This window comes from Achromobacter piechaudii NBRC 102461 (assembly GCF_001571245.1).
GTDB classification, from domain to species: domain Bacteria; phylum Pseudomonadota; class Gammaproteobacteria; order Burkholderiales; family Burkholderiaceae_B; genus Achromobacter; species Achromobacter piechaudii.
Window position 1 is genome coordinate 231,678 of the sequence record NZ_BCTK01000007.1, and the last position, 13,659, is coordinate 245,336.

The window sequence follows — 13,659 nt, forward strand, 5'->3', positions numbered from 1 at the left end:
CGCTAGTCCGTATTGCTCGTCACGGGATCGACGATGTTCAGGTTGGTGATGAAGCGCTGGAACAGCATGGCCAGCGCCAGCGGGGGCAGCGCGGCCAGCATGCTTGCGGCGGCGAACAGCCCGAGGTCGGCGCGAAAACCCGGCATCAGCGGCGATAGCCCCAGCAAGGAGGCCGACAACGTCTGCGCCGACGTGCCGCCCGTCAGCACGATGGCGAACAGCAGGTCGTTCCAGCCCACCAGGAACGCGATGATGAAGGCCGCCGCGATGCCGGGCAAGGCCATTGGCAGCGTGACGTGGCGCAGCATCTGCCAGCGCGTGCAGCCGTCCATGCGCGCGGCGCGCTCGATCTCGACGGGCAGCGAGGCGAAGTAACCCATCAGCACCCACGACAGCAAAGGGATCACTGCGGTCAGGTACACGATCCAAAGCCCGAACAGGCTGCCCGCCAGGCCGATGGCGGCGAAGAACACGTAGTACGGAATCAGCAGCGCAATGGGCGGCAACGTGCGTGATGCCAGCAGCACGTAAAGCAGCGGGCCCTTGAAGGGAAATTCGAATCGACCCAGCACGTAGCCCGCCAGCGTGGCGATGGCGGTGCCCACGGCGGCAGCCGGCAGCGCCACCAGCGCGCTGTTCACAAAGCCGGTCATGATGGCCTTGGTCTGCCCGCCGAAGATCGAATCCGAGGTCGACAGGCCCAGCACGCGCAGGTAGTTGTCGAAGGTGAATCCGCCCGCGTTGTGCGCCACGCCCATGATGATGGCCGACTCATCCATGAACGAGGCTTTCAGCGTCCAGTACAGCGGGAACAGGCACCAGAAGGCGACCAGCGCGACGCCCGCGGCGACCAGCCAGGGGCGCCAGCCTTCACCGGTGACTTTGGCGGCGTCATTGCGCATGGGCGGCTCCTTGGGGGCGCTTCTTGCGGATCAACATGAAGTAGGCCGTGGCCAGCAGCAGCGACATCACGGTCAGCAGGAACGCGGCGGCCGATGCCAGCCCGTACTTCGAGAATTCGAAGTTGTAGCGGAAGATCAGCAGCGGCAGGATCTGCGTGGACGTGCCGGGCCCGCCGCGCGTCAGCGAGAACAGCAGGTCGAACTGGCGCACTGCTTCGACCGTCATCACCACCAGCACGATGAGCGTCGTGTGCTTCAGATGCGGCAAGGTGATGTGCCGAAAGCGCGACAGCGGACCCGCGCCATCGACGCGCGCCGCGCGGTAAAGATCGCGGGGGATGGTCTGCAATGCGGCCAGGTAGAAGAAGCTGCCCAGCGGCGCGATGTGCCACACGAACGCAAGCGCCACCCAGAACAGCGCCCAATCGCTCGACAACCAGACCGTAGACGCGTTGGCCAGGCCCAGCGGCGCGAGCAGCCCGGTCAGCGCGCCGAAACTGGGATTGAGCAAAAACGAAAATACCGTGGCCGTCACGACCTGCGACATCGCCCACGGCAACAGCGCCAGTCCGCGCACGAGGCCGCGCAGCGGCATCTCTTCGTTCAACACCAGCGCGATGCCCAGCGCGGCGACGAACGAGCCCACGACGCACATCGCCACGAAACCCAGGCTGCGCCAGATGGAGTCGATCACGGCGGGGTCGGACAGCACTTCGCCGTAGAGATCCACGCCCACGAATTCCTCGGTGCGCAAAATGGCGTTGGTGTCGTGCAGGCTCAACCAGAAGGAATAGCCTAGCGGCACGCCGATGATCAGCGTGTTCAGCGCATACACCGCGATGATCACGGTCAGCGCGAATCTCAGGTCCGACATCTCGCGCCCGCCCTGGCGCACGGTGGCCGGACGAGCCGACGACAGGCTGGCGGCGCTCATGTGCGAGGCTCCTCGCCGCCGTGCACGCGCAAGCCCTCGGCATCGAACAGGTACAGGCGGGCGGCGGGCAGCGCCAGCGCGATGGGCGCGCCCACTTCGTAGCGGCGCTCGGGCGGCAGCCGCGCGCGCAGGCGCGGAACGTCTTCGCCGCCCACGCTCACGTCGACGAACTGATCCGAGCCCACCGGTTCGACGGCCCACACGCTGCCTTGCAGCAGCAGGCCCTCGCCCGCGAGCGGCGCGGGCGCCATGGCTTCGGGCCGGATGCCGAGCGTGGCGGCGCTGCCTTCGGGCAAGGCGCGCGCGGCCTCGCGCAGCGCGGGCGGCAGCACGTATACGTTGCCAGCCGCGTGCAGGGCGGGCTGGCCGTCCTGCGCGTGCAGCGTGCCGGACAGGAAGTTCATGCCGGGGTTGCCGATGAAGTCGGCCACTTCCCGATTGGCGGGACGGCGGTAGATGGTGTCGGGGTCGGCGAACTGCAACAGATTGCCGCCCGACATGACGGCGATGCGGTCGGCCAGCGTCATGGCTTCGACCTGATCGTGCGTGACGTAGATGAACGTGGCGTTGAGCGTGCGATGCAGGCGCTTGAGCTCCACCCGCATGTCGGTGCGCAGCTTGGCGTCCAGGCTGGAGAGCGGCTCGTCGAACAGGAACAGATCGGGGTTGCGCACCACCGCGCGGCCGATGGCCACGCGCTGGCGCTGTCCGCCCGACAACTGATAGGGCTTGCGGTCCAGCATGGATTGCACGCGCAGCAGGTCGGCCGCCTGGTCCACGCGCGCGCGCACCTGCGCTGCCGGCATCTTCTGCATGCGCAGCGGAAAGCCGATGTTCTCGCGCACGGTCATGTGCGGATACAGCGCGATGCTCTGGAACACCATGGCCACGTTGCGCCGATGCGGCGGCACTTGATCCACGCGCCGGTCGTCGATGCGGATCTCGCCGCCGGTGGGCGTGTCCAGGCCGGCGATCATGTTCAGCGTGGTGGTCTTGCCGCAGCCGGACGGGCCCAGCAGCACGACGAATTCGCCGTCGCGGATGTCCAGGTCCAGCGAGCGGACCGCCTGGAAATGGGTATAGGCTTTCTGGATGCCTTGCAGGGTTACGCTGGCCATGTCAGCTCCGCTTGAGGATCTTGGCGTACTTCTTGTAGAGCGCGTCCCAGCGGGCGCGCAGTTCGGTCGCCACCTGCGCGGGCGTCTTGGAGCCTTTGATCAGCAGGTCCTGAGCGATCATCTCGTGCATGCCGGTGTCCCATTCCTGATACCAGGGCGCTTTGAGGATGTGCGCGGCAACCGCCTTTTCACGGCCCTGGAAGAGCCATTGGTAAACCTGCTCGGCTTGCGGCGGGTACATCCATTTCATGATGGCCGCGCGGCTGTCGGGATCGCGGTACAGCTCGGGGAAGGGCACTTCCAGGTTGGCCTTGGCGATCCAGTTCTTGTGCGTGGTCAGTTGGCCCGCCTTGTCGCGATAGCCGAAGTATTTCACCAGCTCCCATAGCGCGGCCTGCTCGGCGTCCGTGCGCTTGCGTGTCGACATGCACAGCAGCGCGTGGCCGACCAGCACGGTGTCGTGCGTGGCGCCCGGCACGACCGGGTTGTAGCTGGAATACGCAGCGATCTGGCTCTTGGCCGGATCGTTGTAGTTGAAGCTGTAGTAGTCGATGTTCAGGTGGAAGGCGTGCTGGCCCTTCATCCACGAGCTGGACGTTTCGGTGCCCGACCACGTGAGCACGGCGCGTTGCACGAGTTCGTCATCCCACCAGCGCTTCCAGTCCGTCAGCACTTTCACCAGCGGCGTGTCGGGGCCGAACGTCGCGCGCAATTCGTCATCGACAAAGCGTTCGCCTTCGGCGAAGCACTGCGCGATCAGCGCCCAGGGCAGGCCGGTCCAGGCGTTGTACCAGGGCATCAGCATCGGGTGTTCCGCCAGGCCCTTCTTCTTGATTTCGCGCGCCTGCTTTTCGACCGTCGCCCAGTCCTGCGGGTAGCCGGCGGCGTTGGCGGTGCCGCCGAAGCCCGCCTCGGCCAGCATCTTCTCGTTGCGGAACAGCGCGAACGGTCCGCCGTTGTAGTAGGTCAGTCCCAGGTAGCGGCCGTCGGTGGCGCGGGCGTCGTCGACGATGCCGGGAAACATCTGCTTCTGGATGTCGGCCAGTCCGGGCATGTCGTCGATCGCGCGGATCCAGCCCGCCGCGTACCAGCGCGAGGCCTGCCCGCGTTGCGCATAGAACATGTCCAGCGGGGCTTTGGCGGCCAGCTGCGTTTCGAGTACGGCGGCGTAGTCGCCGGGGATGGGCGACAGGTTGACCGGCACGCCGCGTTCCTGTGTGAAGCGCGCGGCGCCCTGCTGCACGATTTCGCTGCCCCAGGGCCAGAAGGCGAAGGTCAGTGGCGATACGGGTTGCGCCAGACCAGGCAGCGGCCAGCCGGTGGCAGCCAATCCGGCCGCGCCTGCCAGGCCGGCGGCGCCACGCAAAAGAAAGTCGCGGCGCGCCGGATCGGGGCTGCCTTCGAAGGGGGAACGCTGGGGCATGCTGGACTTCCTTGCGGTTGAGAAGACGACAAAGAGAGGGTGCAGCGAAGACGTGTGGCGGGGTGTGTGACCATGTGGTCACATTCCGCGTTCAAGATATTGCTTTGGAGCCACCGGCAGCAAGGGGGGAGTTTCCCTAGGGGAGTGTGTGCGCCGGCAGCGAGCGCCGCCGGCGAGTCTTCAGCGTGGCAGTCGGTCTACAGCCCGATCGCCTTCAGGTCGGGATGGCGGCGATGCCAGTCGGTCACGGCCTGGAAGGCCATGCCGATCATGCCCAGCGTGCCTTCCGCGTTCGGCTTGCCCAGCAGCTGGATGCCCAGGGGCAGGCCGCTGGCGGTGAAGCCGGCCGGCAGCGCCAAGCCCGATGCGTTGACGTAGTTGCCCGCGCGGGTGAAGGCGGCCAGCGGCGTGGCGGCCTCGTCCACGTCGGCCAGCAGACGGGCGCCGAAGGGCGCGCAGGGCGTCAGCACGGCGTCGATGTCGCGCATCCAAGCCAGCCATGCCTGCCGCGCCTGCGCATGCGCGTTCAACGCGGCGATGTAGTCCGCGGCGGACACGCCCTTGCCCGACAGCACGCGGGCCCGGACGTATTGGCCGATGGGCTGCGCGGGGTCTTCGATGTAGTCGCGGTGCAGTGCGTAAGCCTCGGCAGCGATGATCTGGCCGTTGCGCAACATCATTTCGTGGAAGTCGAAGGGGAAGGGCGTTTCGGCCACGTCGGCGCCCAGGTCGACGAGGACGCGGCGCGCGTTCTCCAGGGCTGACAGCGCATCGCTTTCCACGCTGATGGGATGTTGCGACGGCGGCATCAGTGCAATGCGGACGCCGCGCAGGGGTTGCGCGCCGGTGCCGGGTTCGCGCAGTTGAAAGGCGGGTTGGTTTTGCGTCAGCGGGTCCTGCGGATCGGCCCCCGCCATGAGCGCGGTCAGCAGCATCGCGTCGCGGGTGTCGCGCGTGAGCGGGCCGATGGAGTCCAGCGTGGTCGACAAGGCCACCGCGCCATGCAGGCTGATCAGGCCGCGCGTGGTCTTCAAACCCGTGACGCCGTTCAACGCGGCGGGAATCCGAACCGAGCCGCCCGTATCCGACCCCAGCGCGGCCGGCGCCAGACCGGCCGCGACGGCTACGCCGGACCCGCTGGACGAGCCGCCAGGAATGCGCGGCGCTTGCAGGTCCCAGGGGTTGCGCGGCGTGCCCATCAGCGGGTTCGTGCCCCACCCGCCGAACGCGAATTCGACCATGTGGGTCTTGCCCAGTATCACCATGCCGGCGTCCAGCAGGCGAGTGACGGCGGTTGCCGTGACGCTGCTGCGGCGCTCGCGCCAGGCTTGGGACCCCGCCGTGGTGGTTTGGCCCTGGATGTCGCACAGGTCTTTGACGGCCACCGGCACGCCGTCCAGCGGACTGAGCAGGCCATAGCCGGCGCGGCGGCGCGCATCGGCGGCCGCGGCCAGGCGCAAGGCCCCGTCGCTGTTCACGCTGACATACGCGCCCAGCGCCGGATTGGCCTGGGCGATGCGGTCCAGGAAGTGCTGCGTCAATTCCACCGAGCTGTAGCGGCCTTCGGTCAGGCCGTCGGCCAGCTCGCCGAGCGTGGCAAATGCAATTTCAGACATGTTTTCCTCAGGTTGATGTGCCGGCCAGGCGGGGCGGGCGAGGCCGGCTGCATGAAGCGCGACTAGCGTTTGGTCCAGTCAGGGGCGGGGTAGACGGGCGTTGCCGTCGCCACGTCCTTGGGCCACACGGGCACCATGCCCTTGCCCGGCAGCAACTGCACCACGGGGAACGGCATCAGCAGTTGCTTGCCCGTCTCGTCGATGGCGTAGGGCCCGGCCATGACCGTGATCTTGCCGGACAGGTCAATTGACGCCTGCTTGAGCGCAGCGGCGTCCGTCGTGCCCGCCTTCTTCACGATCTCTTCCGTGACCGCGCCCGCGCCGTAGGCCAGCGCCGTCTGGAAATCAGGCGGGAACTCGGCCTTGGGGAAGCTCTTGTCGTAGGCGGCCGCGAACTGTTCGCGGCTCATGCCGGCATTGACGTTCCAGTTGATGGCGGGGTGGTAGTTGGTGTGGCTGTAGATGTAGTTGGCATCCGCGCCGATGGCCTGGAACTGCGGGGTCGACGCATACACCATGAAGACGTACGGGAAGTTGATGTCCAGCTGCTTCATCTGGCGCGTCATGCTGATCAGGTCGCCCTCGTAGGACGTCGGCACCAGCGCCTCGGCGCCCGCCGCGCGCGCCTTCTGCAAGAGGGTGCTGAAGTCCTTCTGGCCCTTGGGATACTTCTCGAACAGCACCACCTGCATGCCATTCTTGGTTGCCTGTTCGCGGCCGCCTTCGGCCAGCCCGGCCGGGAACGGTTCGTCGGAATACAGCAGCGCCACCTTCTTCACGCCCAGGTTGGCCGCCAGCTCCATGTTGGCGCGCAGCATGGCGGACACCGGCATCTGCGTGCCCGACACCATGTTCTTGAAACCCTGCTTGTACAGGTCGTCGCTGGCGGCGGACCACACCATCATGTATTTGCCCAGCCGCTCGGTCACGGTGGCGGCGGCGGCCGTCAGCGTGGAGCCGAAAGGCGCAAACACCAGATCGACTTTTTCATCGACAATCAGGCGTTCGTAGACACGCGTCACCATTTGCTTGTCGCTGCGGTCATCCAGCTTGACCAGCTCGACAGGGTATTTCTTGCCCTTGACCTCGATGCCGCCACGGCGATTGACGTCTTCCACCCACAGTTCCACGCCCCGGACGCCGGATTGCGAGGCCAGGGCGAAGCTGCCCGTGGATGAGACCGTCATGCCGACCCGGATCTTGTCCGAGTTTTGGGCGGCGCCGGTGGCGGGTGTCAAGGCGGCGATGGCCATGGCCAGCGCCGGTAAGCGGAACAACCAGGATTTAGCGAACATGGGATGTCTCCAATCGTTATAGATTTGGGGGCCTCGCCCTGCCGCGAAGCAGGGACCCAGAACCCGGTATTGGGCATTAATTGCCCAATACGCGACAAAGCGTATAACAAATAGGCATGGAGCGCACGCCTTGAATAAATTGAATTACCGGCAGACGGAAATGTTGTGGGCCATCGTCATGGCCGGCTCGATCAGCGGCGCGGCCCGACTCCTGAATATTTCGCAGCCGGCCGTCAGCCGGATGCTGGCGCAGACCGAGAAGAGCATGGGTGTGACGCTGTTCGAGCGGGTGCGCGGGCGGCTGCGACCCACCTCGCAAGTGCATAGCCTGTTTGAGGAAATCGAAAAAACCCAGCGCATGATGCAGCGGGTCAATGACCTGGCCGATGCGTTGTCCGAGCACGGCACAGGCGTGCTGCGGCTGGCCTCCATTCCCAGCCTGGCGCAATTCCTGGTGCCGCGCGCGGTGGCCCGTTTCCAGCAGCGGCATCCCGAGCTGCTGCTAAGGCTGAATACTTCGGTCCTGCCCAGCCTGATTTCCGACGTGTTGCAGGGCGAAGCCGAGCTGGGGCTGGTGGTGATGCAGGCGGATCACCCCTTCCTGACCTCGCAGCCCTTGCACGTGGGTCGCATGGTGGCGGCCATCCCCAAGGCGCACCCGTTGGCGGGCCGGGCCTCTGTCAGTCTGGCCGATCTTTCCCCGCATCCGCACATCGTGGTCGGCACCCGCATGCCCTTCGGCATGCTGGTGCTGGGCGCGTTCGAGCAGGCCGGGCTGCCGTGCCGCATGTGCGCTGACGTGCCCTGGAGCCAGCTTGCCTGCGCGCTGGTGAATGCCGGGGTGGGGATCGCCATTGTGGATGAATTCACGGTCATGCAGAACACCATGCCCGACGTGGTGATCGTGCCGCTGCAAGAGTGCATTCCGCTGAATATCTCGGCGGTCTATGCCAGCAACCGAGAGCCGTCGCAAATCGCGTTGCGCTTCATCGATGAGCTGCGAGAGGTGCTGGCGGAGGCATTTCCTGGCCAGAATAAGGGTTAGTCCTTAACTTGCAGTTATGGTTTGAGTTGTTCATAATCGCCTCCAAATAGCGGCCATCCAATCCGAGACGGCCCGGAGGAAGACATCATGAGCAGCAGTCCCGCCCTGACGGCGGGCGCGGCTTCGCATCGCGCGCAGGATTTGCGCGCCGTGCGGTTGCGCACCCGCATCGCAGTGACCCTCTTCGCCGCGCTGGCCGCCGGCCTGGCAGTGATCCCCATGGCGAGCTCGAACATTTCGTTCGCGTTCTACCTGATGTTGTGGATCACGATGGCCAGCGCCATGAACATCTGCGTGGGCTTCACGGGCTATCTGCCGTTCGGCTACGTCGTGTTCTACGGCGTGGGCTCCTACGCCACCGGCATTTGCTACAAGATCATGGGCTGGCCCATCCTGCCGTCGCTGCTGGCTGCTGGCGGCGCGGGCCTGGCGATTGCGATGCTGCTGGCGCCCACGCTGCGCCTGCGCGGCGTGTATTTCGGCATCGTGAGCCTGGCGTTGGCCACCATCGTCAAGCTGGTCATTTCGGACCTGCCGCAATCATTCACAGGCGGCAGCATGGGCATCATCCTGTCGCGCGCCAACAATCCCACGCATAGCTACTACGCCATGCTGATCGTCATGGGCGCCACGCTGGCAACCGTCACCTGGCTGTCGGTGTCGCGGCTGGGCCGCGCGCTCAAAGCCATCCGCGACGATGACGGCGCGGCCGCCTGCGTGGGCATCCACGTGCCCAACACGCGCCTGAAGGCCTGGCTGCTGGCCGCCCTGTTCCCCGCGCTGGCCGGCGGCATCGAGGCCTGGTACACGAACGTCGTCGACCCGGAATACGCCTTCAACGTGCTGATCACGGCCAAGAGCATCATCTACGCCATGGCGGGGGGCTTCGGCACCATCCTTGGCCCGGTGGTCGGCACGCTGGCGCTGGTGGGCATCGACCACATGATCTGGCAGAAATTCCCCGTGGTGAACCTGCTGCTGCTGGGTCTCATCATCGTCCTGCTGATGCTGTTCCTGCCACGCGGCATCGTCGGCAGCCTGATCAAACGCAAGCCGCAACTGCGCCGCTACATCGCCTGAGGACCCGCCATGACCGGACTGCTTATCCAAGGCCTGATCAACGGCCTGATCCTTGGCGCCATCTACGGCCTGATCGGCGTGGGGCTGAACGTCGTCTTCGGCGTGCTGCGGGTGGTGAACTTCGCGCACGGCGAATTCCTGGTGCTGGGCGCGTACTTCGCCTTCTACCTGATGGAATACGCGGGCATCAACCCGCTGATCGCGCTGCCGCTGGCGTTCGCCGCGTTCTTCCTGGCCGGCTACCTGCTGTATTTCGTCCTGATCCCTCGGCTGTCCAAGGCGGACGATCCCGAGATCAGTTCGCTTTTGCTGATGTTCGGCGTATCCATCATGCTGGGCGCGCTGATGCTGCTGGCGTTCGACGCCGATGCGCGCTCGCTGCCTTATGAGATCGAACCCGTCTTCCTGAAGTTCGGCCCGGTCCTGATTCCGACGGTGCGGCTGCTGGCGCTCGTCATCGCGCTGGCGATCATCGCCGCGTTGACGGTGTTCCTGTACCGCACGCAGCTGGGCCGCGCGCTGCGCGCCATCATCATGAACCGCGACGCGGTCCGTATCGTGGGCATCAATGCCGAGCGGCTGTCCGCCGTGGCGTTCGGGCTGGGCGTGGGCCTGGCCGCCGCCAGCGGCGTGCTGGTCGCCATGGTGTTTCCGGCGTTCTCGCCGTTCATGGGCAACGACTACACGCTGATCGGCTTCATCGTCATTGTGCTGGGTGGTTTGGGGCACCCGGTGGGAGCCCTGGTCGGGGCGCTGCTGTTCGGCATCACCGAGCAGGTGTCCGTGGTGTTCTTCAGCCCCTCCATCGCCACCATCTGCGGTTTCGCATTGATGGTCGCCACGATCTTCATCCGGCCCAGCGGCTTGTTCGGCCGCCAGGCGCTGCGTTAACAGCCTTCCGGGAGACGGACGCATGTTGAAAGTCACGAATCTCAAGAAGCGCTTTGGCGGCCTGGTGGCGCTGCAAGGCGTGGATCTGGAGGTGCCGAAGGGATCCATCCTGGGCATCATCGGCATGAACGGATCAGGCAAGACCACGATGCTCAACTGCATCAATGGCATCTACCGGCCGGACGAAGGCCGCATCGAACTGGATGGCCGCGAGATCGGCGGGCGCGAGGTCCATGAAGTGGCCCGGCTGGGCGTCGGGCGCACCTTCCAGGTGCCGCGCATCTTCCGTCAGCTGACCCTCCTGGAAAACCTGGAGGTGGCGCAGCAGCAGTCGGGCCGTAGCGCGGACGAGCGCTATGCGCAATCCGAGTACTGGCTGCACAAGGTCGAGCTGCATCGCCTGCGCCACAACTACGCCGAAGAACTGTCTGGCGGCCAGCAAAAGCTGGTGGAGCTGGCGCGCATCATGGTCGCGCGGCCCAAGGTCGTGCTGCTGGACGAACCCTTCGCGGGCGTGAACCCCGCCCTTGCGCAACTGCTGATTTCAGTGATCCGCGAATTGCCCACCGAGCATGATTGTTCGGTGGTGCTGGTGTCGCACGACCTGACATCCATCTATCAGCTGTCCCATCACATCATCGTCATGAACGAAGGCGCCATCCTGAGCCAGGGCAACGCCGATCACGTGCGCGCCGACCCGCAGGTGGTCGAAGCCTATCTTGGAGCCTGACATGAGCACCGCCATCCTTGCGCTCGAAGACGTGACCGTGGCCTATCACGGCGACATCACGATTTTGAACCGCATCAACGTCCAGGCGCGCGCAGGCAAAGTCACCGGCGTGATCGGCCCTAACGGCGCCGGAAAATCCACGGTGCTCAAGACGCTGTTCGGCTTTCTGCCGCCCCGCACCGGGCGTATCACGCTGCGCGGCAAGGACATCAGCGCGCAGCCTTCGCACGAGCGCGCCAGCCATGGCGTGGCGTTCGTGCCGCAGCATCGCAGCCTGTTCGGCGACCTGTCCGTGCAGGACAACCTGCTGCTGGGCTGCTGGCCGTTCCGGGGAGACAAGGCGCGCGTGCGCCAGCGCATCGACTCGGTCTATGACCGCTTTCCCATCCTGGCGCAAAAGCGCAACGATCCGGTCTCCAGCATGAGTGGGGGGCAGCAGCGCTTCGTGGAATTCGGCCGCGCCCTGCTGATCGAGCCGTCGGTGATTCTGCTGGACGAGCCCACGGCGATGCTGGCACCCAAGATCTCCAAGGAGATCTACGCGCTGATCCGTGGGTTTGCCGACGAGGGGATGACCGTGGTGCTGGTGGACCAGAACGTGCGGCGCTGTGCCGAAGTGTCCGACTATATGTACATCCTGGAGCTGGGACGCAACAAGGCGGAAGGCTCGCGCGAGGCGTTCGAGCAAGAGGGCGGCCTGCGCGAGATGGTCGCCTCGTGGATGGACTACAAGATCGACTGAATTTTCGACTGAAGCGTCGACAGGAACCCGCCGGGGCGCACCCCGGCGGGGCTGGCGTCAAATAACGCCGCGTATCCCGGCAATGCCATGCGCGCCATGGCGCAACGCTTGCGATACGGTCTGGGTGGATTGCCCGCCCAGCGCGAAAACCGGAATGCCGGCGTCGCGATTGCCCGCGACGAAGCCTTCCCAACCCAGCGTCGCCGCGCCCGGGTGGCTGGGCGTGTCCAGCACGGGGCCCAGCACCGCGAAGTCCGCGCCGATCTCGCGCGCGTGCACCACCTGGGCGTTGTCGTGCGCCGACACGCCAAGCAGCGCGCCTTCGGGCAGTTCAGGGCGCGCATGCAAGCGCGCCGCGTCCGCCGTGCGCAGGTGCACGCCGTCGGCTTCCCTCCACCAGGCGGCAGGGTGAGCGCTGTTGACCAGCACGCGTGCGCCGGCTGCGTGGCAGCGCTTGATCACCTGTTGCAGCACTTCATGCAGCGAGCTTGCACCCGCGCCATCCGGCCACTGCGGTTCGCGGAACTGCACCAGCTTCACGCCACGCGCCAGCGCGGCTTCCAGGCGGCCCAAAAACGCCGCAACGCCTGCACGCGAACCGATCGAGCTGATGCCGTAGGTAGTGGGCAGTTGCAGCCAGCGCAGTGGCGGCAAGGTGGCCGGCAGCAAGTCGCCGACGGACGCGGCATTGGCCGGGTCCACCCATTGCAGCCGCTGGTTTTCCAGCCCTTGCGGCTCGCCTTCCCACGCGGTGACGTGGCAGAACGCCAGGCGCACCGTGGTGTGCGGATAGACGTGTACATAGGTCACCCACGGATGCGACTGCGTGACGCGGATGCCCAGCTCTTCCTGCAATTCGCGGGCCAGCGCCTGCAACACGGTTTCACCCGGCTCAAGCTTGCCGCCCGGCAGTTCCCACCAGCCCGACCAGGGCTTGCCCTCGGGCCGCTGACCCAGCAGCAACATGCCATCGGGCCGCAGGATCAGGCCCGCTGCAACGTCGACGATTTTCTCAGACATGGCGTGCCGCCCAATCGCGCGCGAATTGGTAAGCCACGCGGCCCGAACGCGATCCGCGCTCGATCGTCCATTGCAGCGCCTCGGTGCGCGACGGTTCGATGTGCGCCTCGGGGCAACCGAGTTCGCGCAGCCAGTGGTAGACGATGTCCAGGTAGTCGTCCTGCTTGAACGGGTAGAACGACAGCCACAGGCCGAAGCGTTCGGACAGCGAGATTTTTTCCTCGACCGTCTCGCCGGGATGGATTTCGCCATCGGGCTGATGCTTGGCCTGGAGGTTCTCGCTCATGTATTCCGGCATCAGGTGACGGCGGTTGGACGTGGCGTAGATCAGCACGTTGTCGCCCGAGGCCGATACCGAGCCGTCCAGCACGGACTTGAGCGCCTTGTAGCCGGGCTCGCCTTCTTCGAACGACAGGTCATCGCAGAACACGATGAAGCGTTCGGGACGGGGCGCGACCAACTCGACGATGTCGGCCAGGTCGCCCAGGTCGGACTTGTCGACTTCGATCAGGCGCAGGCCCTGGTCGCCATAGGCGGCCAGCATGGCCTTGACCAGCGAGCTCTTGCCGGTGCCGCGCGCGCCGGTCATCAGCACGTTGTTGGCCGGCTTGTTGGCCAGGAACTGCTGCGTGTTGCGGTCGATGGTGGCCTTCTGGCGCTCGATATGCTGAAGGTCTTGCATGTCGATGCGCGCCACGTGGCGCACGGCGTCCAGCCAGCCGCGCGAGCCGCGCTTGCGCCAACGGAACGCATGCGCGCTCCAGTCGATCTCGGGCGTGGCCGGAGGCAGGAAGGCTTCCAGCTGCGCCAGCACGCGCTCGGCGCGCTGGATAAGGGTGGTGAACTCGCTAGCGCTCATGGCC

13 protein-coding genes are annotated in these 13,659 nt (G+C 65.9%); 5 read left to right on the plus strand and 8 right to left on the minus strand.

The annotated features are described in order from the left end of the window. Positions 1–2: 2 nt before the first annotated feature. The 6 genes from API01S_RS18810 to API01S_RS18835 all read right to left on the minus strand — a co-directional run bounded on the left by API01S_RS18810 (position 3) and on the right by API01S_RS18835 (position 7,288). Positions 3–902, minus strand: a complete 900-nt coding sequence (locus API01S_RS18810) for a carbohydrate ABC transporter permease (protein WP_006217191.1) — start codon at positions 900–902, stop codon at positions 3–5. After that, positions 892–1,836, minus strand: coding sequence for a carbohydrate ABC transporter permease (locus API01S_RS18815; protein WP_061305786.1), 945 nt, complete (start codon positions 1,834–1,836; stop codon positions 892–894). Before API01S_RS18815 ends, API01S_RS18810 begins: the two co-directional genes overlap by 11 nt. After that, positions 1,833–2,954, minus strand: a complete 1,122-nt coding sequence (locus API01S_RS18820) for an ABC transporter ATP-binding protein (RefSeq protein ID WP_061305788.1) — start codon at positions 2,952–2,954, stop codon at positions 1,833–1,835. Before API01S_RS18820 ends, API01S_RS18815 begins: the two co-directional genes overlap by 4 nt. A 1-nt stretch (position 2,955) precedes the next feature. Continuing rightward, positions 2,956–4,377, minus strand: coding sequence for an ABC transporter substrate-binding protein (locus API01S_RS18825; RefSeq protein ID WP_061305790.1), 1,422 nt, complete (start codon positions 4,375–4,377; stop codon positions 2,956–2,958). Between the two features lie 197 nt (positions 4,378–4,574). Further along, a complete protein-coding gene (locus tag API01S_RS18830; RefSeq protein WP_061305792.1) occupies positions 4,575–5,993 on the minus strand; it encodes an amidase in 1,419 nt (472 codons plus the stop codon). Positions 5,994–6,055: 62 nt separating this feature from the next. Next, entirely contained in the window at positions 6,056–7,288 is a 1,233-nt protein-coding gene (locus API01S_RS18835) for an amino acid ABC transporter substrate-binding protein (protein ID WP_061305794.1), read from the minus strand. A gap of 160 nt (positions 7,289–7,448) precedes the next feature. Here API01S_RS18835 and API01S_RS18840 point away from each other — a divergent pair, with 160 nt between their 5' ends. From API01S_RS18840 to API01S_RS18860, 5 genes are all read left to right on the plus strand, one after another. Next, positions 7,449–8,333 (plus strand): LysR family transcriptional regulator, encoded by an 885-nt coding sequence (locus API01S_RS18840; protein WP_050730616.1) that lies wholly within the window; start codon positions 7,449–7,451, stop codon positions 8,331–8,333. A gap of 87 nt (positions 8,334–8,420) precedes the next feature. Then, the gene (locus API01S_RS18845) at positions 8,421–9,413 is read left to right on the plus strand and encodes a branched-chain amino acid ABC transporter permease (RefSeq protein ID WP_006217199.1); all 993 of its coding nucleotides are present in this window, start codon (positions 8,421–8,423) and stop codon (positions 9,411–9,413) included. Positions 9,414–9,422: 9 nt separating this feature from the next. Then, positions 9,423–10,304, plus strand: coding sequence for a branched-chain amino acid ABC transporter permease (locus API01S_RS18850; protein ID WP_006217200.1), 882 nt, complete (start codon positions 9,423–9,425; stop codon positions 10,302–10,304). 22 nt (positions 10,305–10,326) lie between these two features. Then, positions 10,327–11,034: an ABC transporter ATP-binding protein gene (locus API01S_RS18855; protein ID WP_006217201.1), complete on the plus strand. Its 708-nt coding sequence runs from the start codon at positions 10,327–10,329 to the stop codon at positions 11,032–11,034. A gap of 1 nt (position 11,035) precedes the next feature. Beyond that, positions 11,036–11,776: a branched-chain amino acid ABC transporter ATP-binding protein gene (locus tag API01S_RS18860; RefSeq protein ID WP_050730593.1), complete on the plus strand. Its 741-nt coding sequence runs from the start codon at positions 11,036–11,038 to the stop codon at positions 11,774–11,776. A gap of 57 nt (positions 11,777–11,833) precedes the next feature. Here the strand turns inward: API01S_RS18860 and API01S_RS18865 are convergent, their stop codons facing one another. Next, positions 11,834–12,796 (minus strand): Nudix family hydrolase, encoded by a 963-nt coding sequence (locus API01S_RS18865; RefSeq protein WP_061305796.1) that lies wholly within the window; start codon positions 12,794–12,796, stop codon positions 11,834–11,836. Then, on the minus strand, positions 12,789–13,655 hold the full coding sequence (locus tag API01S_RS18870; RefSeq protein ID WP_006217204.1) for an ATP-binding protein: 867 nt from the start codon (positions 13,653–13,655) through the stop codon (positions 12,789–12,791). The genes API01S_RS18865 and API01S_RS18870 overlap by 8 nt, the downstream gene beginning before the upstream one ends. Positions 13,656–13,659 lie beyond the last annotated feature (4 nt).

Coding starts and splice junctions, on each gene's coding strand:
- API01S_RS18810 (WP_006217191.1), bottom strand. CDS start 902: ATGCGCAATGACGCCGCCAAAGTCACCGGTGAAGGCTGGCGCCCCTGG.
- API01S_RS18815 (WP_061305786.1), bottom strand. CDS start 1,836: ATGAGCGCCGCCAGCCTGTCGTCGGCTCGTCCGGCCACCGTGCGCCAG.
- API01S_RS18820 (WP_061305788.1), bottom strand. CDS start 2,954: ATGGCCAGCGTAACCCTGCAAGGCATCCAGAAAGCCTATACCCATTTC.
- API01S_RS18825 (WP_061305790.1), bottom strand. CDS start 4,377: ATGCCCCAGCGTTCCCCCTTCGAAGGCAGCCCCGATCCGGCGCGCCGC.
- API01S_RS18830 (WP_061305792.1), bottom strand. CDS start 5,993: ATGTCTGAAATTGCATTTGCCACGCTCGGCGAGCTGGCCGACGGCCTG.
- API01S_RS18835 (WP_061305794.1), bottom strand. CDS start 7,288: ATGTTCGCTAAATCCTGGTTGTTCCGCTTACCGGCGCTGGCCATGGCC.
- API01S_RS18840 (WP_050730616.1), top strand. CDS start 7,449: ATGTTGTGGGCCATCGTCATGGCCGGCTCGATCAGCGGCGCGGCCCGA.
- API01S_RS18845 (WP_006217199.1), top strand. CDS start 8,421: ATGAGCAGCAGTCCCGCCCTGACGGCGGGCGCGGCTTCGCATCGCGCG.
- API01S_RS18850 (WP_006217200.1), top strand. CDS start 9,423: ATGACCGGACTGCTTATCCAAGGCCTGATCAACGGCCTGATCCTTGGC.
- API01S_RS18855 (WP_006217201.1), top strand. CDS start 10,327: ATGTTGAAAGTCACGAATCTCAAGAAGCGCTTTGGCGGCCTGGTGGCG.
- API01S_RS18860 (WP_050730593.1), top strand. CDS start 11,036: ATGAGCACCGCCATCCTTGCGCTCGAAGACGTGACCGTGGCCTATCAC.
- API01S_RS18865 (WP_061305796.1), bottom strand. CDS start 12,796: ATGTCTGAGAAAATCGTCGACGTTGCAGCGGGCCTGATCCTGCGGCCC.
- API01S_RS18870 (WP_006217204.1), bottom strand. CDS start 13,655: ATGAGCGCTAGCGAGTTCACCACCCTTATCCAGCGCGCCGAGCGCGTG.